16 protein-coding genes and 1 tRNA gene are annotated in these 18,244 nt (G+C 64.6%); 7 read left to right on the top strand and 10 right to left on the bottom strand.

All coding sequences use genetic code 11. From position 1 onward, the window contains the following. Positions 1 to 34: 34 nt before the first annotated feature. From RA25_RS09225 to paaZ, 3 genes are all read right to left on the bottom strand, one after another. A tRNA-Met gene (locus RA25_RS09225) sits at positions 35 to 111 on the bottom strand. A 192-nt stretch (positions 112 to 303) separates the two neighbouring features. Next, a complete protein-coding gene (locus RA25_RS09220; protein WP_039171728.1) occupies positions 304 to 1,104 on the bottom strand; it encodes a PaaX family transcriptional regulator C-terminal domain-containing protein in 801 nt (266 codons plus the stop codon). A gap of 84 nt (positions 1,105 to 1,188) precedes the next feature. Next, positions 1,189 to 3,219: a phenylacetic acid degradation bifunctional protein PaaZ gene (paaZ, locus tag RA25_RS09215; protein WP_039171725.1), complete on the bottom strand. Its 2,031-nt coding sequence runs from the start codon at positions 3,217 to 3,219 to the stop codon at positions 1,189 to 1,191. A gap of 127 nt (positions 3,220 to 3,346) precedes the next feature. Between paaZ and paaG the strand changes: the two genes are divergently transcribed. The 5 genes from paaG to RA25_RS09190 all read left to right on the top strand — a co-directional run bounded on the left by paaG (position 3,347) and on the right by RA25_RS09190 (position 6,771). Then, on the top strand, positions 3,347 to 4,132 hold the full coding sequence (gene paaG, locus RA25_RS09210) for a 2-(1,2-epoxy-1,2-dihydrophenyl)acetyl-CoA isomerase PaaG (RefSeq protein ID WP_039171723.1): 786 nt from the start codon (positions 3,347 to 3,349) through the stop codon (positions 4,130 to 4,132). Positions 4,133 to 4,134: 2 nt separating this feature from the next. After that, the gene (gene paaI, locus RA25_RS09205; protein ID WP_039171721.1) at positions 4,135 to 4,560 is read left to right on the top strand and encodes a hydroxyphenylacetyl-CoA thioesterase PaaI; all 426 of its coding nucleotides are present in this window, start codon (positions 4,135 to 4,137) and stop codon (positions 4,558 to 4,560) included. Between the two features lie 15 nt (positions 4,561 to 4,575). Further along, positions 4,576 to 5,886: a phenylacetate--CoA ligase PaaK gene (paaK, locus tag RA25_RS09200; RefSeq protein WP_039171718.1), complete on the top strand. Its 1,311-nt coding sequence runs from the start codon at positions 4,576 to 4,578 to the stop codon at positions 5,884 to 5,886. 16 nt (positions 5,887 to 5,902) lie between these two features. Then, positions 5,903 to 6,499 carry a TetR/AcrR family transcriptional regulator gene (locus tag RA25_RS09195; RefSeq protein ID WP_039171715.1) on the top strand — a complete coding sequence of 199 codons (597 nt, stop codon included), beginning with the start codon at positions 5,903 to 5,905 and terminating at the stop codon, positions 6,497 to 6,499. Positions 6,500 to 6,561: 62 nt separating this feature from the next. Next, the gene (locus RA25_RS09190) at positions 6,562 to 6,771 is read left to right on the top strand and encodes a hypothetical protein (protein ID WP_039171713.1); all 210 of its coding nucleotides are present in this window, start codon (positions 6,562 to 6,564) and stop codon (positions 6,769 to 6,771) included. A gap of 70 nt (positions 6,772 to 6,841) precedes the next feature. Here the strand turns inward: RA25_RS09190 and RA25_RS09185 are convergent, their stop codons facing one another. After that, positions 6,842 to 8,830 carry an OmpA family protein gene (locus RA25_RS09185; protein WP_039171711.1) on the bottom strand — a complete coding sequence of 663 codons (1,989 nt, stop codon included), beginning with the start codon at positions 8,828 to 8,830 and terminating at the stop codon, positions 6,842 to 6,844. 151 nt (positions 8,831 to 8,981) lie between these two features. Further along, positions 8,982 to 10,010, bottom strand: a complete 1,029-nt coding sequence (gene trpS / locus RA25_RS09180) for a tryptophan--tRNA ligase (protein WP_039171707.1) — start codon at positions 10,008 to 10,010, stop codon at positions 8,982 to 8,984. A gap of 99 nt (positions 10,011 to 10,109) precedes the next feature. Here trpS and RA25_RS09175 point away from each other — a divergent pair, with 99 nt between their 5' ends. Then, the gene (locus tag RA25_RS09175) at positions 10,110 to 10,796 is read left to right on the top strand and encodes a rhomboid family intramembrane serine protease (protein ID WP_039171704.1); all 687 of its coding nucleotides are present in this window, start codon (positions 10,110 to 10,112) and stop codon (positions 10,794 to 10,796) included. 117 nt (positions 10,797 to 10,913) lie between these two features. Here RA25_RS09175 and RA25_RS09170 read toward each other — a convergent pair whose 3' ends face one another. The 5 genes from RA25_RS09170 to RA25_RS09150 form a co-directional block, all read right to left on the bottom strand. Next, positions 10,914 to 11,111, bottom strand: coding sequence for a YgaP family membrane protein (locus RA25_RS09170; protein ID WP_039147341.1), 198 nt, complete (start codon positions 11,109 to 11,111; stop codon positions 10,914 to 10,916). 88 nt (positions 11,112 to 11,199) lie between these two features. Continuing rightward, positions 11,200 to 11,787, bottom strand: a complete 588-nt coding sequence (locus RA25_RS09165) for a Crp/Fnr family transcriptional regulator (protein ID WP_039147338.1) — start codon at positions 11,785 to 11,787, stop codon at positions 11,200 to 11,202. Beyond that, positions 11,784 to 13,334: a murein biosynthesis integral membrane protein MurJ gene (murJ, locus tag RA25_RS09160; protein ID WP_019297699.1), complete on the bottom strand. Its 1,551-nt coding sequence runs from the start codon at positions 13,332 to 13,334 to the stop codon at positions 11,784 to 11,786. Before murJ ends, RA25_RS09165 begins: the two co-directional genes overlap by 4 nt. Beyond that, complete coding sequence (locus tag RA25_RS09155; RefSeq protein ID WP_446720370.1) at positions 13,331 to 16,171, bottom strand: [protein-PII] uridylyltransferase; 2,841 nt, start codon at positions 16,169 to 16,171, stop codon at positions 13,331 to 13,333. Before RA25_RS09155 ends, murJ begins: the two co-directional genes overlap by 4 nt. Continuing rightward, complete coding sequence (locus tag RA25_RS09150; RefSeq protein WP_039171702.1) at positions 16,131 to 17,297, bottom strand: penicillin-binding protein activator; 1,167 nt, start codon at positions 17,295 to 17,297, stop codon at positions 16,131 to 16,133. The genes RA25_RS09155 and RA25_RS09150 overlap by 41 nt, the downstream gene beginning before the upstream one ends. Before the next feature lie 87 nt (positions 17,298 to 17,384). On the opposite strand from RA25_RS09150, the gene rsmI reads away from it, so the two are divergent. Beyond that, complete coding sequence (gene rsmI / locus RA25_RS09145; RefSeq protein WP_039171701.1) at positions 17,385 to 18,242, top strand: 16S rRNA (cytidine(1402)-2'-O)-methyltransferase; 858 nt, start codon at positions 17,385 to 17,387, stop codon at positions 18,240 to 18,242. Positions 18,243 to 18,244 lie beyond the last annotated feature (2 nt).

Below are 18,244 nucleotides of genomic sequence, written 5' to 3'. Positions count from 1 at the left end.
ATGTTTCCAGCTGATCCGAATATATGGGGAAGGGTGGTAGCGGAGGAGGGACTTGAACCCCCGACACGCGGATTATGATTCCGCTGCTCTAACCAACTGAGCTACTCCGCCGCTCTGTGTGGAGGCGATTTACGGAATGCCGCCAGCCGGGTCAAGCAGAAAAGCGGAAGAATCCCGGATTCTTACGAGATTTTTCCAGTTTCTGGAATTGGTATATAAAATTCAACTGCTTACAGGTTTGTTGGCCTGGTTGCGGCCGGTCACTGACGCTGCCGCGGCGCGGGCGGGTCAGTGGCGGCTTGGTTATTCGGACAGGCCGTCGAGGGCCGTCAGATCCGGCCGCGGCAGCTGGTCCAGCAGGGAAAACACCAGTCCGCGGCAGGTTTCACCGGTCCAGTCCGCGGGGTGGAAGCCCGGCGGCAGGTCCGGGTGGCGCAGCACCACGCGGCGCCAGCGGTGCACAATCAGAGTTCTCAGGGTGCCGGTCTGCGCAGGTGTCAGGCCCGTGGGCGGCGAAGAGATTTTTTGCAGGTCCTGCTGCAGGGCTGCGCAGGCATCGCACAGGTGATCCGGAAACAGGCGTGTCTTGAGCCAGTCCGGCACCGCGATGGAGCTGACGCCGGCTGCAAGCAGGTCATCCAGGCTTCGCGGCATCGGGCCGCGGCCCAGGGCGGTTGTGCGGTTCACCGCCACATAGCTGGGCAGCAGCAGCACCTCATCCAAGGTGGCCTGACCGGCACCGTCCTCGGCGATCAGCAGGTGCCATTCACCCGGGGCTGCGGCGTCGCGTTCATAGATCCGCGGGGTGACGGCTGCGGATTGGTTGCGGCCGTATTCCGTCAGGTAATGCACCGAGGCGCGGCCTGCGCGCTCGCTTTCGATCCAGCCGTCCTTGCGCAGCCGGTGCAGGGCTACCCGGATCGCCTCGGGCTTGATCCCCATCGGGGTGATGATGCGGGTGAGCGCACCGCCGCTGATCTGGGCGCCCTTGTCCTGGGCCAGATCGCCGAACAGCGACACGATGACCGACCAGACCCGCTGGTTCTGCGGGTCGTTCAGCTGCTGGACGGTGGCGTCAAACCAGGGGTTATGCTGTTCGTTCATAGGGATAAACATAGTTCGCCCGGACTGGTTAGACCAGTCCGGGCGTGCGGCAGCGTTACCGCTGCCTACCACTTTTGCACAAGCTCAGAAGGCGTTCATGGTCAGCAGTTCATACTCTGCCGCGATCTCATCATCCTGGTTGGTCAGGGTGACGTGCCAGCGCACCTCGCCGTATTCCTCGTTGCGGGGCGTCTTCTTCTTGACCGAGAGGCGGACCTTGATGCTTTCGCCCGCCGAAATCGGTTTCATGAAGCGCAGGTTGTCGAGGCCGGTGTTGGCCAGAACCGGGCCCTCATCCGGCTGCACAAACATGCCCGCGGCGAAGGACAGGAGCAGGTAGCCATGGGCGACACGGCCCGGGAAGAACGGGTTCCGTTTGGCCGCTTCGTCGTCCATGTGGGCATAGAAGGTGTCGCCGGTGAAGTGGGCGAAGGTCTCGATATCCTCCAGCGTCACGGTGCGCGGGGCGGTGTGCAGCGTCTCGCCGATGGACAGCTCGCCGAACTTGCGGGTGAAGGGGTGTGCCGGGCCTTCGATCTCGGTGCCGCCGGGGACCCATTTCTCGCCAATCGCGGACAGGATGTCGGGCGAGCCCTGGATGGCGGTGCGCTGCATGTAGTGTTTGACGCCGCGCACACCGCCCATCTCCTCGCCGCCGCCGGCCCGGCCCGGGCCGCCGTGCACCATGTGGGGCAGGGGGGAGCCGTGGCCGGTCGATTCCTTCATCGAGTCGCGGTTGTTGAAGTAGAGGCGGCCGTGGTAGGCGCCGGCGCCGATGGCGACCTCCCGGGCGACGGCCGGGTCGTGGGTGATGACAGAGGCCACCAGCGAGCCCTGGCCGCGGTTGGCCAGATCAATGGCGTGGCCCAGGTCGCGGTAGCCCATGATGGTGGAGACGGGGCCGAAGGCCTCGGTGTCGTGCACGCGGCTGGCGTTGTCCGGATCGGCGCAATGGAACAGCATCGGCGGCACAAAGGCGCCTTTGTCGGCGTCGGCGCCATCAACGGAGAAGTTTTCCGGGTCGCCAAAGACGCGTTCTGCTTCCTGGCCGATGATCGCGGCCTTCTCCAGCACGTCGCGTTTCTGGCTGTTTGAGACCAGCGCGCCCATGCGGGTGGTTTCCAGGCGCGGGTCGCCGATCTGGGTTTTTGCCAGGCGGGCAGAGAGTGCCTCGATCACTGCGTCCACCTGTGTTTGCGGTGCGATGATGCGGCGGATGGCGGTGCATTTCTGGCCCGCCTTGGTGGTCATCTCGCGGCTGACTTCCTTGACGAAGAGGTCGAACTCCGGCGTGCCGGGCTGCGCGTCGGGACCGAGGATCGAGGCGTTGAGGCTGTCCTGTTCGGCGACGAAACGGACCGAGTTTTCCAGGATCACCGGGTTCGCGCGCAGTTTCAGCGCGGTGCTGGCGGAGCCGGTGAAGCTGACCACGTCCTGCATGGTCAGATGATCCAGCATGTCGCCGAGGCCGCCGGAGACTAGCTGCAGCGCGCCCTCGGGCAGGATGCCGCTGTCGAGCATCAGTTTCACTGCCAGTTCGGTCACATAGCAGCTGTTGGTGGCCGGTTTCACGATGGCCGGGACGCCGGCCAGCAGGGTGGGGGCGAGTTTTTCCAGCATGCCCCAGACCGGGAAGTTGAAGGCGTTGATATGCACCGCGACGCCGCGCAGCGGGGTGCAGATGTGCTGGCCCAGGAAGGTGCCGTTGCGGCTGAGCTGCTCCACATCGCCATCCAGGTAGACATGGGCGTCCGGCATTTCGCGGCGGCCCTTGGAGGCAAAGACAAACATGGTGCCGATGCCGCCGTCGATGTCGATCATGTGGTCGGACTGGGTGGCGCCGGTGTTGAACGACAGATCATAAAGCGCCTGCTTGTGCTGGTTCAGGTGGCTTGCTAGCGCCTTCAGCATCCGGGCGCGGTCGTGGAAGGTCAACTTCCGCAAGTTGACGCCGCCAACGGTGCGGGCGTAGTCGAGCATTGCTTGCACGTCGAGCGCGTCGTTGCCGGCGCTGGCGATCACCTCGCCGGTGATGGCGCTGGCGATGTTGCGGGCACCTGCGCCCGGTGCGACCCATTGACCCGCTGCAAAGCTGGAAATCTCTAGAAGGCTCATGATGCTGTCCTTTTCATCAGGCCGGCGCGGGGCCGGCTGGCTGGAATCCGATGCTGAGATATATTGACCGTCCGGTCGGTTTATGCAAGAAGTTTGTCAAATGCACCGCTGACAGGGTGAGGGAGCGATGAGCGATACGATTCTGGTTGAGGACCACGGCACTTGGGTGGAGATCACCCTGAACCGCCCGGACCGGCTGAACAGTTTCAACGAGGAGATGCACAACGCCTTGCGCAGCGCGCTGGAGGCCGCCCGCGACGGCGGCGCCCGCGCGGTGCTGCTGACCGGCGCCGGGCGCGGCTTTTGCGCCGGCCAGGATCTGGGCGATCGCGACCCGCGCAAGATGGACGGGCCGCCGGACCTGAGCCAGACGGTGCGCAAATTCTACGCGCCGCTGGTGCGGCTGATCCGCGAATTGAACTTCCCGGTGATCTGCGCGGTGAACGGTGTGGCCGCAGGGGCGGGTGCCAATCTGGCGCTGGCCTGCGACATGGTGCTGGCGTCGGAAAGCGCCAAGTTCATCCAGTCGTTTTCCAAGGTTGGCCTGATCCCGGACACCGGCGGCAGCTGGCATCTGCCGCGGCTTCTGGGCGAGGCCCGCGCCAAGGGGCTGGCGCTGACCGCAGAGCCGCTGCCTGCGAAGAAGGCCGAGGACTGGGGCCTGATCTGGAAGGCGCTGCCGGATGACGAACTGATGGCAGAGGCGCGTGCGATGGCTGAGAAATTCGCCAACGGCCCGACGCTGGGTCTGGGGCTGACCAAACAGTGCATCCAAGCCGCGGCGGTCAACACGCTGTCCGACCAGCTGGAGATCGAGGCGGACGCGATGAAGACCTGCGGCGAAAGCGCGGACTACGCCGAGGGCGTGGCCAGCTTTCTGGAAAAGCGCGCCCCCGCGTTCAAGGGCAAGTGACCATGACCCCGAAAGAACGCGCCCAGAAATCCGCCGCCGCTATGTGGGCGGACGACCACGCGTCCAAATGGGCGGGGATGGAGATCACCCATGTGGACGAGGGTGAGGCCACGCTGGAGCTGACCATCGGCCAGCACCACTGCAACGGCCACGGCATCTGCCATGGCGGTGTGACCTTCATGCTGGCCGACAGCGCCTTTGCCTTTGCCTGCAACAGCCGCAATCAGGCCACCGTGGCGCAGCACAACGTGATCAGCTTCACCGCGCCGGGACGGCTGGGCGACAAGCTGATTGCCACGGCCCGCGAGATTTCCCTGACCGGGCGCAGCGGTATTTACGACGTGACAGTGACCAACCAGGACGGCCAGCAGATTGCCGAGTTCCGGGGCTTCTCCCGGGCGGTCAAAGGCCAGTTGTTTGAAGAATAAGGTGTGGAGGACGCCATGGAAGACCTGAGCCCCAAGAAGGGTGAATTGGACCCGATCGAGATTGCCTCGATCGACGAAATCCGCAGCTTGCAGCTGGAGCGGCTGAAGTGGTCGCTACGCCACGCCTATGACAACGTGCCGATGTACAAGCAGCGGTTTGACGAGGCAGGCGTGCATCCGGACGACCTTCAGGAGCTGTCCGACCTGGCCAAGTTCCCTTTCACCTACAAGAACGACCTGCGGGACAATTATCCCTTTGGCCTGTTTGCCGTGCCGCGCAGTGAAATCATCCGTCTGCACGCGTCCTCCGGCACCACCGGCAAGCCGACGGTGGTGGGTTACACTGCCAATGATATTTCGAACTGGGCGGATCTGGTGGCGCGGTCCCTGCGGGCATCTGGCCTGCGCAAGGGCGACATGGTGCATAACGCCTATGGCTATGGTCTGTTCACCGGCGGCCTCGGCGCGCACTACGGGATCGAACGGCTGGGGGCGACTGTCGTTCCGATGTCGGGCGGCCAGACCGAGAAGCAGGTTGGCCTGATCACCGACTTCAAACCCGACGGTATCATGGTGACGCCCTCCTACATGCTCAACATCCTGGAGCAGTACCACAAGGTCGGCATGGACCCGCGCGAGTGCTCGCTGAAGGTGGGCGTCTTTGGCGCCGAACCCTGGACCGACGCGATGCGCAAGGAAGTTGAAGACGCCTTTAACATGCATGCGGTCGATATCTACGGCCTGTCCGAGATTATGGGGCCGGGTGTCGCCAACGAATGCGTTGAGACCAAGGACGGCCCGGTGATCTGGGAGGACCACTTCCTGCCGGAGATCATCGACCCGCAGACCGGCGAAGTGCTGCCGGACGGGGAGCTGGGCGAGCTGGTGTTCACCACGCTGACCAAGGAAGGCCTGCCGATGGTCCGCTACCGCACCCGCGATCTGACCCGGCTGCTGCCGGGCACCGCGCGCTCGATGCGGCGGATGGAGAAGATCACCGGCCGCAGCGACGACATGATCATCCTGCGCGGTGTCAACGTCTTCCCCAGCCAGGTGGAGGAGCAGCTGCTGGCGACCGGGGGCCTCGCGCCTTACTATCAGATCGAGCTGTACAAATCCGGCCGCATGGACGCGATGCGGGTGTTTGTGGAGGCCAATCCGGACGCAACCGACGAGTTGAGCAAGACCGCGGCAGCGCGGATGCTGACCAAGCGGATCAAGGATATGGTTGGCGTTTCGACCGAGATCATTGTAGGCGACCCGGGGTCCGTCGAGCGCAGCCAGGGCAAGGCCAAGCGCGTCGTCGACAACCGCAGCAAGACCTGACCCGGGAGAGTGAGCCTTGGCCCGCACGATCGCAAAAGACCACGATGAGAAACGCGCGCAGATCCTGAAGTCGGCAGCCAAGGTGTTTGCCGAGTCCGGCTACGACCGGGCCTCAATGACCCAGCTGGCGCGCGAGTGCGGGATCTCCAAGGCAAACATCTACCACTATTACGACAGCAAGGATGCCGTGCTCTACGGCCTCCTTGATACCTACCTTTGCGAGCTGCGCGACCGGGTCTGCGGGGTGGATCTGGCGGGGCTTGGTGCCGAGGACCGGCTGCGCCGTATCGTGTCGGAAATCATGCTGGCCTATCAGGGCGCCGACCATGAGCATCAGGTGCAGCTGGGCGCGATGGGGGCGCTGCCGGAGGAGCAGCAGAAGCATCTGCGCGGCTACCAGCGCGAGATGGTTCAGTTCATGAGCGATGCGCTGAAGGATGTGGCACCAGAGATTTTCAACGGCGACGCGGCCAAGCTGCGCGGCGCCACCATGTCGGTCTTTGGCATGCTGAACTGGTATTACATGTGGAATTCCGGCGCCGGATCAAAGGCGCGCGAGGATTATGCGGGGCTGGTCGCAGACCTGACGCTGAGCGGGGTCAAGGGGCTCTGACAGCGGCGCGGTTTGGTGTTTGGGTGTTTCTGCGCTAGCCTGCCCTGGTATCGGAGGGTGCCATGCAGAAACCTGAGAACTTCGAGAATTTCTATTACAAGAAGGTTGGCTTGGGCGAAGCCTGCGGCTGCGCCGAGCGAGCCATCGACATGTATGAGTTCGATCGCACGGCGGGCAAGCCGAAGGCGGCCAGCGGCAGGCGCCGGTTCAGCTGGAAAGGATTTGCGCTGAAATACGGGCTTCTTTCGCGGAAGAAGACACCGGCAGAGTAACAGTGAAACACCCGGCAGTTCGTGCCCGCCGGGTGTTGTTTCTTTTCAGATATGGCTGGTTTCAGGCCTGTCAGCCCGGGTTGCCCAGCAGCTGGGTGATGCGGCGCACCGCGACGCGGCGGTTGGCGCGTTCGGCTGCCAGGGTGCTGACCGCCAGGTCGCTCTCGCCGTAGCCCTGCACCACCATGTTTTCCGGTGCCACGCCGAAATACTCCGTCAGCGCCAGCGCCACGGTTTCGGCGCGCCGGTCCGACAGGGCCAGGTTATAGGTCGCGGCGCCCACGGCGTCGGTATGGCCCTCGATCAGGAACACCTCGCCCGGGTTGCGGTCGATCAGCTCGCGCAGCGCGTTGCCCAGCGTTGCCAGTTCTTCAGCCTCTTGCGGGCGGATCACCGAGGAGCCGGTGTCGAAGTTGACCGAATCCACGTTGATCACCGGCGTCAGGCGGCGCACCGCGTCGATGTTGCGGATCTGCGCCAGCGAGAAGCGGCGGTCCACCGTCTTGGCTTCCTGTGCGGCCAGCGCCGCGGCCAGGTCCTCTGCCGATACCGCGCCGGTGCTGGAGAAGGCGCGGCGGTTGTCCTGCACCTGCGGCAGCTCGTTGACCACCACGCGCTCGGCCTTTTGGGTGTCGTCGAACAGCACTACGCTGCGCCCGTCCGGCAGCAGTTTGGTGCGGCGCAGCACCCGGCCTTCGGCGGAGCGGATGGTTTCCACTTCAACCCCGTTCTCGCGCACCACCACGGTGCGGGTGGAGCCGTCCTGGAAGCGGTAGGTGGTCACGTTGGAGCCCGGCTGGCGCAGCAGCGCGTCATCGTCTTTCAGGACGCGGTACTGGCCGTCCTGTTCGACGATGGCGCGGTCGCCGGAGTTGGACACGACCTTGCCGCCGTTGTTGAGCAAGGTGCCGATCGCCAGCGCGCCTAGGCCAAGCAGGGCGTTGCGCTCGCGGGTCGACAGGCCGCTGTCCTCCTCAGTGGCGGCATTGGTCTGCGGGGCAGGTGCTTGGGCTTCCGCCTGGGCGTTTTCATTGACGCCGGTTTCGAATTCCTCGTCAGAGCTGCGCGCGGTCTCCTCGGTGACCACTTCTTCGGTCACTTCCGCCTCACCTTCGGCAGCAGCGCCGTCTGCGGCTGCCGCGGCGGCGGCAGCAGGTTCGCTGGTTTCCTCGGCCAGGGCATCAGCCTGGGCCTGACTGTCCTGTTCAACCAGTTCAGGATTGTCAGTTTCTTCAGTCGTTTCGCCTTGTGACTGGGCAAGGTCCGCTGCGATGTCCTCGGCGCTGGCGCCTGCGGATGCCTCGCCGCTGCCGTCAGCCTGAGGGTCGGTTTGCACCTCAGCCTCTGCCTGCGCTTCGGCTTCAGCCTGAGCCTCTGCCTTGGCCTGTTCCTCGGCTGCAGCCTGCGCCGCCGCTTCCGCTTGAGCCTGTTCTGCTGCGGCTTGTTCCTCGGCTTCAGCCGCGGCTTGAGCTTCGGCCTCGCCTTGCGCTTGTTGTTCAGCTGCGGCCTGCGCTTCGGCTTCTTCTTGCGCCAATGCCTCTGCCAGTGCCTGCGTTTCGGCTTCAGCCTGAGCTTCGGCCTCTACTTGCGTTTCGGCCTCTGCAGGCTGTTCCTGCGTGTCCTGCTGCCCGGTGGTTTCCGCTGCAGCTTCAGCCTGGGGCTGATCTTCGCTGACGGTTTCGGTTTGGACTTCCGCTACAGCCTCTGCCTGGTCTGCGGCCGCCGTGAACTCTGCCTCAGCAGCGCCGATGCCTGCCAGAACACTGGCGGACTGGAGGTCTGCGGGCAAGGCGGGGTCAAAGGCACCTTCGCCATAAGCCTGGCAGAACCTGGCGACCTTGCCGGTCTTCTCTTCGATGTCCTGACCGGCCTCCAGCTTTTTGTGCCGCCGTTCCGCACGCTTGCGGCAGCGGTCCACCAGTTCGCCGATTTCCGCGGCGGACATCTGGCTGAGATCGATCTGCTTGCCGCCCTGGTTTTGCGACAGGGCGGGCAGCGGCGCCGCCAGCGAGATCATCACTGCCAGCGCCGTGGATGATTTGAAAATTCCCGGTTTCATTACGGTTCCTTTCTTGTTCCGGCACATGGCCGCACAAGGATAACGGATAAACACCGGGTTAGTTGCGCATCGCGGGGCAAAAAGAAAAGCCGCCCCGGGCTGGGGCGGCTTGGATCAGGCTGTTTTCCGCTGGCGGATGCCGTGGTGGGCGTTAGACCGCCGGCGGAGGCACCATGCCGATGATGTCATAAGTCTGGCGCAGGATCGGTGCGGTGATCGCGCGGGCGCGTTCGGCGCCGCGGGCCAGGATCTTGTCGATCTCGTCCTGCTGCTGCATCAGCCGTGCCATCTCAGTGGAGATCGGCGCCAGCTTGGAAACCGCAAGATCCGCCAGCATCGGTTTGAATTCCGAGAATTGGCGGCCGCCCACATCAGCCAGCACCTGTTCGACGGTCTGCTCGTTCAGGGCGGCGTAGATGTTCACGAGGTTGCGCGCTTCCGGGCGCTCCTCCAGGCCCTTCACTTCGGAGGGCAGCGCCTCGGGGTCGGTCTTGGCCTTGCGGATCTTCTTGGCGATGGCGTCGGCGTCATCGGTCAGGTTGATGCGGCTGGCGTCCGAAGGATCGGACTTCGACATTTTCTTGGAGCCGTCGCGCAGGGACATCACCCGGGTGGCTGCGCCTTCGATCACCGGCTCGGTTTCCGGGAAGAAGTTGACACCGTAGTCGTGGTTGAACTTGATCGCGATGTCGCGGGTCAGCTCCAGGTGCTGCTTCTGGTCCTCGCCGACCGGCACATGGGTGGCGTGATAGACCAGAATGTCGGCGGCCATCAGGGCCGGGTAGGCAAACAGGCCCAGCGAGGCGTTCTGCTGGTTCTTGCCCGCCTTGTCTTTCCACTGGGTCATCCGTTGCATCCAGCCCATGCGGGCGACGCAGTTGAACACCCAGGCCAGCTGCGCGTGCTCGGGCACCTGGGACTGGTTGATCAGGATAGAATCTTCGGGGTCGATGCCGGCGGCGATGAAGCCTGCGCAGAGCTCGCGGGTGGATTTCTTGAGGTCCGCGGGGTCCTGCCAGACGGTGATCGCATGCAGGTCAACCATGCAGTAGATGGTCTCAACGTCCTTGGCCTGCCAGTCGACGAAGCGCTTCAATGCACCGAGGTAATTCCCCAAGTGCAGGTTGCCCGAAGGCTGGATCCCCGAAAACACGCGCGGGGTGAAGCTGGTTTCGCTCATCGCGGAAACTCCCGTCTGGAATTATGCACCATCGTCGCTTACCCATGGGGCCAGGATAGGTCAACAGGCGCGGGGAAATCCGTGCCGCAAGGAGCCAGAATGAGCAGCCAGCCCCATAATGCCCCCGTCAACCCGCTGCCCGCCGCCGTGGTGGCGCTGGTGCTGATCGTCATCGGCATCGAGGCGGTGTTTTCGCTGGGTGCGCGCGGCATCATCGGCGGCCCGGAGGCGATCGGCTGGCGGCTGGAGGCGGTGCAGTCCTATGCGTTTTCCAGCGATATCTTCTGGTGGATGCAAGAAAGCGGGCGCTGGGTGCCGGAGCATCTGATGCGGTTCCTGTCCTATATCTTCGTCCACGGCGCCTTTACCCACGCGCTGTTCGTCTGCGTCTTTGTGCTGGCGATGGGCAAGATGGTGGGCGAAGTGATGGGTGACCTGGCGATGGTCATCATCTTCCTGCTGTCCGGCGCCGGCGGCGCGCTCGGCTATGCGCTTCTGGTCAGCTCACCTGCGCCGCTGGTGGGCGGGTTTCCCGCGGTTTACGGGCTGATCGGGGCGTTCACGTTTCTGCTGTGGCGCTCGCTGGCCTTGATTGGGGCACAGCAGAGCCGGGCGTTCACGCTGATCGCCTTTCTGATGGGGGCGCAGCTGCTGTTCGGGCTGCTGTTTGGCGGCCAGAAGGACTGGGTGGCGGATCTGGCAGGTTTTGCCACCGGTTTCGGCCTGTCGTTCTTCCTGGCGCCGGGTGGCTGGGCGCGGATCAGGAACCGCATCCGCCACGATTGAAGCCGGGTTGCTCCCGCCCGCTGGTGACGCCCCTGCCGGGGCATCGCCAGCCCTTGGGCCGGGCCGCGCTGACGCGCGGCGGACAAGCCGCACCTGATCCGGGGTTTGCCGGGAAGGTCAGCCCTGTTTCTTCAAAGGACAGGTGCTGAGGCCAAGGATCTGGTAGAGCGGGCAGTAACCCATGAGGCCGGTCGCCAGCGGCACCAGGCCAATAAGGCCCCACGGGGTTTGCGGGCCGATGAACACCAGCGACAGCAGGATCAGGCCGAGAATGATGCGCAGGGCGCGGTCGAGGGTGCCTTCGTTACGGGGCATTGCGTGGTCCTTTCGAACTCAGGTTGGAAATTCTGAGCCTATTTTAGACCGCGGCGGCACTGGCTGACGGTGACAGTGTCACCAAAGCTCAAGTTTCATCCTGAGCCACCCGCTCCAGCCCGGTGCGGTCCAGGATCCGCAGGTGGCCACGCTGTGTTTCCACCAGGCCGAGGCGGGCAAACTCGCGCAGCCGGCGGGTGACGAAGGCACGGCCGGAGGCGGTTTCGGCCGCCAGCGCGTCATGGGTAATGCGGATATCGTCGCCGGTCTGCGCCAGACGCAGCAGCGCGCGTGCAAGCCGTGCGTCAAATCCGGTGAGCGCGACGTCCTCGACCAGTTGCTCGTAATCGGCAAAGCGGCGGGCAACGGCTGTCAGCACTTCGCTGCGGAACGCCCCGTCCTCTGACATCGCCTGGCGAAAGGCCGCATGCGGGAGGATCTCGCCCTCCAGCGCGGTCTCTGCCACGCCTTCGGCGGCGTAGCTGCGGCCGTCGGTGAGGCAGGCAAAGGTCTGCAGGCAGACGTCGCCCGGGCTGACGCGGTACAGCACGACTTCGCGGCCGTTGGCGGCGGTCAGGGTGACCTTAATGCGGCCGGCGGTGAGCCGGACAAAGCCGGGGCAGTCCTGCCCGGGGCGGAACAGCACGGTGCCGGCGGCGCAGGAGAGGCGGCTCATGCCTGTTTGCGGCGGCTGAGGGCGCTGCGGAACTCCGACAGGCGGAAGGCGCCGATGGCCTGACCCGTGGCGAAGTAGACCGCGCCGCCCAGGACAACCAGGCCCAGCAGCGACAGGTAGCGCCAGTAGTCCAGCGTGAACAGCCAGCCGGCGGAGGCGGCCACGGCATAGAGCACCGCGCCCATCGCTGCCGAGGCCGCAAGAATACGCCAGGCGCGGTGGCGGAAGCGGGCGTCGAAACGGGCTTCGTCTCCCATGCCGCGGGCGCCGAGCGCCAGCAATGCCACCATCACCCAGCCGGCGGCAGAGGCGGCAATGGCAGGCGCGATCCAGCCCAGCACCGGTTTCAGGCCAAAGGCCAGAGCGGCGTTCACGGCCATCGCCACCAGCGCGTAGCGGAACGGGGTTCTGGTGTCCTCGCGTGCGAAATAGAGCGGCTGCAGCACTTTTTGCAGCATGAAGGCCGGCAGGCCAGCGCCATAGATGGCGACGGCCACGGCAATCGCCGCGACGTCTTCGGGGCCGGTCGCACCCCGCTCATACAGAACGGAGACCAGCGGAACTGGCACGGTCATGAAGGCAACAGCCGAAGGAACTGCCAGCAACAGTGAAAACTCGCCGGCGCGGGACAGGGCGTCCTGGGACCCGGCGCTGTCACCGGCGCGCAGGCGGCGGGACAGGGCTGGCAGCAGAACGATGCCGACGGCGATGCCCACGACCCCCAACGGCAGCTGATACAGGCGGTCGGCAATGAACAGCCAGCTGGCGGCCTTTTCAATGTCCGAGGCCACATACTGCCCGACAACCAGGTTGATCTGAGTGACTCCCATGGCCAGCGCGGCCGGAACCGCCACACGCACCAGGGCACGCATATCAGCATTCCAGCGCGGCAGGCCGGGGCGCAGAGGGATGCCGGCCTTTTCAGCCGCGGCCCAGACGAGTGCCAGCTGGGCCACGCCGGCAACCGGGATTGTCCAGACCAGCCAGACAATCACATCGCCGCCCAGGACCGCCCCGGCTGCCATCGCAGAGCAGGCAAAGATATTGAGCAACACCGGCGCAGCGGCGGCAGCCGCAAACCGTCCGGTGGCGTTCAGCACGCCAGAAAACAGTGCCGCCAAAGACATAAACAGGATGTAGGGAAAGACGATGTAGCCGTATCCCACGGCCATATCGAACCGTGCATCGCCCACGAAGCCGCCTGCCGTCAGCCAGACCAGTCCCGGCATGAACACCATGCCAAGGCCGACCAGTGCCAGCACCGCTGCCGCCAGGAGGTTGAAGGCTTGCTGGGCAAAGGCGGTTGCGTTCTCATCCGCCTCGTAGCGTTTCGAAAATGCCGGCACAAAGGCTGCGTTGAAAGCACCCTCGGCGAAGAAGCGGCGGAACAGGTTGGGCAGGCGGAAGGCGACGATGAAGGCGTCCAGCACCGGCCCCGGACCGATGAAGGCGGCAATCAGGATTTCGCGGGCAAAGCCCAGCACACGGCTTGCCAGCGTCCAGAACCCAACGGTCAGGAAGCCCGACAGCAATTTGATCGGTTTCATGTATCCGCCCGTTTTGCACCCTCGGCAATCGCCGCGCGCAGTTTCTTTTCCAGCGTCCGCTGCTTGGAGTCCGCGTAGTATTTCAAGCCGAACATGTCCTTGACATAGAAGGCATCCACCACCTGCTCGCCATAGGTCGCAATCACCGCATTGGCAATATAGACATTGGCGGAGGCCAGGGTGCGGGCGAGGTCATAGAGCAGGCCGGGCCGGTCACGGGTATCGACCTCGATGATGGTGTAGATTTCCGAGCCTTCGTTATCGAAAGTGATATGGGTCGGCACCTTGAAGGCGCGTTCGCGCTTCTTGATCTTGTCGCGGGATTTCAGGGCATCGCGGGTGATGACCTCGCCCTTCAGGGTCTTTTCGATCATCTGCTTGAGCCGGTGCAGGCGGATCGGATCGAAGGGGTGGCCTTCGCTGTCCTGAATCCAAAAGGCATCGGTCACATAGCCGTCCTTGGTGGTGTAGGAGCGCGCATCAACCACATTGGCCCCGACCAGCGCCAGCGCACCGGCGATACGGGCAAAGATGCCAGGGTGGTCCTCCATCACGAAACAGGCGCGGGTGGCGTCGCGGTCCTCGTCCGGGTAGAGCCGGATCATCACCTCGCCCGGGTCGCCCTTGGCGGTGTAATCGCGCAGCATCTCGGCAAAATCCACATGGGCGGTCACATGAAGCCCGTGCCAGTAGGGCGGGTAGTGGCGGGCGGTTTCGGTCTTGAGATCGGCCTTGGACCAGTCCGGCAGCGCCTCACGCAAGGCCTTCTTGGCGGAGACGCCGCGGTGTTCGCGGTTCAGGGCCTCCATGCCGCCCTCCAGCGCCGCGCGGGTCTGGCCGTAGAGCGCGCGCAGCAGCGCCGCCTTCCAGTTGTTCCAGGTGTCCGGCCCGACCCCGCGGATATCGCAGACGGTCAGCAACAGCAGCAGGTCGAGCCGTTTCACTGTCTGCACCGCCTTGGCGAAATCGCGCACCGTGCGCGGGTCGGCGATGTCGCGCTTCTGCGCCATGTCGGACATCAGGAGGTGATAGCGCACCAGCCATTCCACGGTTTCGCATTCCGAGGGTTTCAGCCCCAGCCGCGGCGCGACCTTGCGGGCGATCTGCGCGCCCAGGATCGAATGGTCCTGCTCACGCCCCTTGCCGATGTCGTGCAGCAGCATCGCCACCATCAGCACCTTGCGGTTGAGACCCTTGCGCAGGATTTCCGACGACAGCGGCAGCTCGTCTTCCAATTCGCCGCGTTCAATGGCGGCAAAGTTGGCGATCACCTGAATGGTGTGCTCATCCACCGTGTAGGAGTGATACATGTTGAATTGCATCATCGCCACGATGGGTTCGAATTCCGGCAGGAATGCTGACAGCACCCCCAGTTCGTTCATCCGCCTGAGCGCGCGTTCGGAATTGCCGTGTTTCAGCAGCAGGTCCAGGAAGAGCTTCCGCGCTTCCTTGTCGTTGCGCATGCCGTCGTCGATCAGGTGCAGGTTGGCGGTCACCAGCCGCATCGCGTCCGGGTGGATCAGCATGCCGGTGCGCAGGGCTTCCTCGAACAGCCGCAAGAGGTTGAGCCGGTCTTCGAGGAAGGCCTTGGGGTCGATCACGTCCAGCCGGTTGTTCACCACCTTGTAGCCGGGCTTGATACGCGGGCGGCGGCGGAAAATCCGCTCCAGGAGCGGTGCGTTCTTTTGCTGGCTGGCCTCCAGCTTGGTCAGGAAGATGCGGGTCAGGTCGCCGACGCGGGTGGCGTGGCGGAAATACTCTTGCATGAAAACTTCGACGCCGCGGCGGCCCGCCTTGTCCTCGTAACCCATGCGGCTGGCCACCTCGACCTGCAGGTCAAAGGTCAGCTGTTCGGTGGCGCGCCCCGTTGCCAGATGCAGGTGTGACCGCACCGCCCACAGGAAGGTTGCCGCCTTGGCGAACAATTCCATCTCTTCCGGGCGGAACAGGCCCAGCGGCACCAGATCCTCGGCATCCTTAACCTGGTAGAGGTACTTGGCAATCCAGAACAGCGACTGCAGGTCGCGCAGGCCGCCCTTGCCCTCTTTCACGTTGGGCTCAACCATGTAGCGCTGGCCCTGCTTCAGATGGCGGGCGTCGCGTTCGGCCAGCTTGGCCTCGACAAACTCCGGTGCATCCTGGGAGAACAGCTCCTTTTTCAGGCGCTTGTCCAGCTCTTTAGCCAGCGGCGCATGGCCGGCCAGAAACCGGTGTTCCAGCATCGCAGTGCGAATGGTGTAATCCTCGCCGCCCAGGCGGATGCAGTCCTTGATGGTGCGGCTGGCGTGGCCAACTTTGAGCCGCAGATCCCACAGGATGTAGAGCATGGATTCAATCACGCTCTCCGCCCAGGCGGTGATCTTGTAGGGAGTTAGAAACAGCAGATCGACATCAGAGGCCGGCGCCATTTCCCCCCGGCCGTAGCCGCCAACCGCCATCACGGCGATCCGTTCGCCCCGGGTCGGGGTCGCCAGCGGATGCAGCAGCTCGCTGGCCACATAGAGCGCTGTGGTCACCAGCCCGTCGGTCAGGAAAGTGTAGGAACGGGTGAGTTCGCGCGCGGCAAAGGGTTTGTCCGCGAAGGCTTCGGCAATGACCGCGCGGCCAGCCTTGTTTGCGGCCTTCAGGATTTTCACTGTTTCCCCGCGCAGGGCCGCGGGTGCAGTGTCCTCTGCCAGCGCCTTGATCTGCGCCCGGATGCCTATGGCATCAAAGATGTCCGCGGGTCCGCAGATCAGCGGATCCAGCGGTTCCGGCAGGCCTGTGCCTGCGGGCTGCGACTGAGCGGCGGGGGCTTTAGAAGCCCGCGCCTGCGAAGCTGCTTGGGGCTGGGTCAATGATTACGACCTTCTGTTCTTGAATGGTGGCCACTGCCAGCCCGCGTTCGTTGGTGCCGTCGGCCCGCAGCCGGAAGATGCCGCCTGCGCCCTGGAAGCCCGCGCCCTGGGTCAGGGCACCCGCGGTCAGCGCGTCGGATTTGCCGGCCGCAACCAGGGCGCCGATGGCGGCGATGCCGTCATAGGCCAGGCTGCCGATCGAATGCGGCGAGGCGCCGTAAGTGGCCTGGTAGCGGGCGCTGAACTGCTGAACCTTTCCCTGGTCCGGCAGCGCGAACCAGCCGCCCTGAACACCGGGCAGGGCCAGGGTTTGCGGCGGAATATCCCAGCGGGTCAGACCGATGTACTGTTTTTCTGCCGGGTCAACACCGGCCTCAGGCAGCAATTGCGCCAGCAGCGGCAGCGCGCCTGCGGTGGTGGAGGTCAGGAAGACGGCATCTGCGCCGGCCGATTGGGACCGGATAGTCGGAATGGCATTGATCACTCCCTGCTGCGACAGCTCGTAGCCGACGCTGCCGGCGATGTTCACGCCGCTGTTGCCTGCGGCGCGCTGGATCGCGCTGCGCCCGGCGGTGCCTGCGGCATCATTGCCGCCAACGACCAGAATGTTGCGCTTGCCGTTGCGGGCGGCGAAGCTGGTCAGCCGCTGGGCCGTGTTGTCAAAGGTCGGCCCCAGGATGAAGACGTTGCCGCCTGCAATTGCCGTGTTGTTGGAGAAGGCGAGCACGTTCACGCCACGCTGGCGGGCTGCAATGCCTGCGGCATTGGCGGCTTCGGCATAAACCGGGCCAAGGATCACGCGGGCCCCGTCCTTCAGCGCCTGCTGCGCCGCGCCGGAGGCCACCTCGGGGCTGCCCGCGGTATCATAAACCCGCAGGTCGATTTGCACCCCATCCAGGTCCGCAATCGCCATGCGGGCGGCGTTTTCCAGGCTTTTTGCCAGCACGCTGTCGCCTTGCTGGGCAGAACCGCGCGGCACCAGCAGCGCCACCGGAACGGGTTTAGAGGTGTTGATGGTCGGGCCGGTGCCGACGGCAATCGGGTCACAGGCGGAAAGGGCAATGGCGGAAAGGGCGGCGGCGGCAGTCAGAGCCGCCTTGCGGGCGCGTTTGAAAACAGCAAACATAATGGACTTGAAACTCCGTTCTCCCGGCGCAATGCGCCGCGTGGGTTTAAGGGCGGATCATAAACGACCAAAAAGGCGGGTCCAGCGTTGAATCACCAGAATGTCATATTGTCCCCCGGGCTTTACTTTGTTGCCACGCCGATTGGCACCGCCCGCGACATTACCCTGCGGGCGCTGGATGTGCTGGCCTCGGCCGATGTGCTCGCGGCTGAGGATACACGCTCGCTGCGCAAGCTGATGGAGATTCACGGGGTGCCTTTGGGCGGGCGGCGGATCATTGCTTACCATGACCACAGCGGCACCGGTGCGCGGGCAAAATTGCTGGAGGCGATTGGCGAAGGGAAGTCGGTCGCCTATGCGTCTGAGGCCGGGATGCCGCTGATTGCCGATCCCGGGTTTGACCTCAGCCGCGCGGCGGCGGAGGCAGGCCATACGGTCACCTGCGCCCCCGGCGCCTCGGCGGCAGCGACGGCGCTGACGCTTGCAGGGCTGCCGACGGATGCGTTCTTCTTTGCAGGCTTCCTGCCCAATGCCTCTGGCGCCCGGCGCAAGCGGCTGGAGGAACTGCGGGAAATCCCCGGCACGCTGATTTTCTATGAATCGCCCAAGCGGGTTGCCGCTTCGGTTGCCGATATGGCGGCGGTGCTGGGCGACCGACCTGCCGCGTTGTGCCGCGAGCTGACCAAGAAGTTTGAGGAGGTGCGACGGGCACCGCTGACGGAATTGGCTGCCGGGCTGGAGGAGACGCCGGTCAAGGGCGAGATCGTGCTGCTGGTTGACCGCGCGCAGGAGGTTGAGGTCAGCGAGGGCGACCTTGAAAGCGACCTGCAGGCCGCATTGCAGGGCAATTCGGTCAAGGATGCCGCAGGAATCGTCGCCGAGATGCACGGGCTGCCCCGGCGAAAGGTTTACCAGATGGCGTTGCAGATGGCGAAGGACAGCTGAGC

This window comes from Leisingera sp. ANG-S5 (assembly GCF_000813925.1).
Taxonomy (GTDB): Bacteria; Pseudomonadota; Alphaproteobacteria; order Rhodobacterales; family Rhodobacteraceae; genus Leisingera.
The sequence above is the reverse complement of the archived record's forward strand: the minus strand, read 5'-3'. Positions and strand labels throughout refer to the sequence as shown.

Coding starts and splice junctions, on each gene's coding strand:
- RA25_RS09220 (WP_039171728.1), bottom strand. CDS start 1,104: ATGAACGAACAGCATAACCCCTGGTTTGACGCCACCGTCCAGCAGCTG.
- paaZ (WP_039171725.1), bottom strand. CDS start 3,219: ATGAGCCTTCTAGAGATTTCCAGCTTTGCAGCGGGTCAATGGGTCGCA.
- paaG (WP_039171723.1), top strand. CDS start 3,347: ATGAGCGATACGATTCTGGTTGAGGACCACGGCACTTGGGTGGAGATC.
- paaI (WP_039171721.1), top strand. CDS start 4,135: ATGACCCCGAAAGAACGCGCCCAGAAATCCGCCGCCGCTATGTGGGCG.
- paaK (WP_039171718.1), top strand. CDS start 4,576: ATGGAAGACCTGAGCCCCAAGAAGGGTGAATTGGACCCGATCGAGATT.
- RA25_RS09190 (WP_039171713.1), top strand. CDS start 6,562: ATGCAGAAACCTGAGAACTTCGAGAATTTCTATTACAAGAAGGTTGGC.
- RA25_RS09185 (WP_039171711.1), bottom strand. CDS start 8,830: ATGAAACCGGGAATTTTCAAATCATCCACGGCGCTGGCAGTGATGATC.
- trpS (WP_039171707.1), bottom strand. CDS start 10,010: ATGAGCGAAACCAGCTTCACCCCGCGCGTGTTTTCGGGGATCCAGCCT.
- RA25_RS09175 (WP_039171704.1), top strand. CDS start 10,110: ATGAGCAGCCAGCCCCATAATGCCCCCGTCAACCCGCTGCCCGCCGCC.
- RA25_RS09170 (WP_039147341.1), bottom strand. CDS start 11,111: ATGCCCCGTAACGAAGGCACCCTCGACCGCGCCCTGCGCATCATTCTC.
- RA25_RS09165 (WP_039147338.1), bottom strand. CDS start 11,787: ATGAGCCGCCTCTCCTGCGCCGCCGGCACCGTGCTGTTCCGCCCCGGG.
- murJ (WP_019297699.1), bottom strand. CDS start 13,334: ATGAAACCGATCAAATTGCTGTCGGGCTTCCTGACCGTTGGGTTCTGG.
- RA25_RS09150 (WP_039171702.1), bottom strand. CDS start 17,297: ATGTTTGCTGTTTTCAAACGCGCCCGCAAGGCGGCTCTGACTGCCGCC.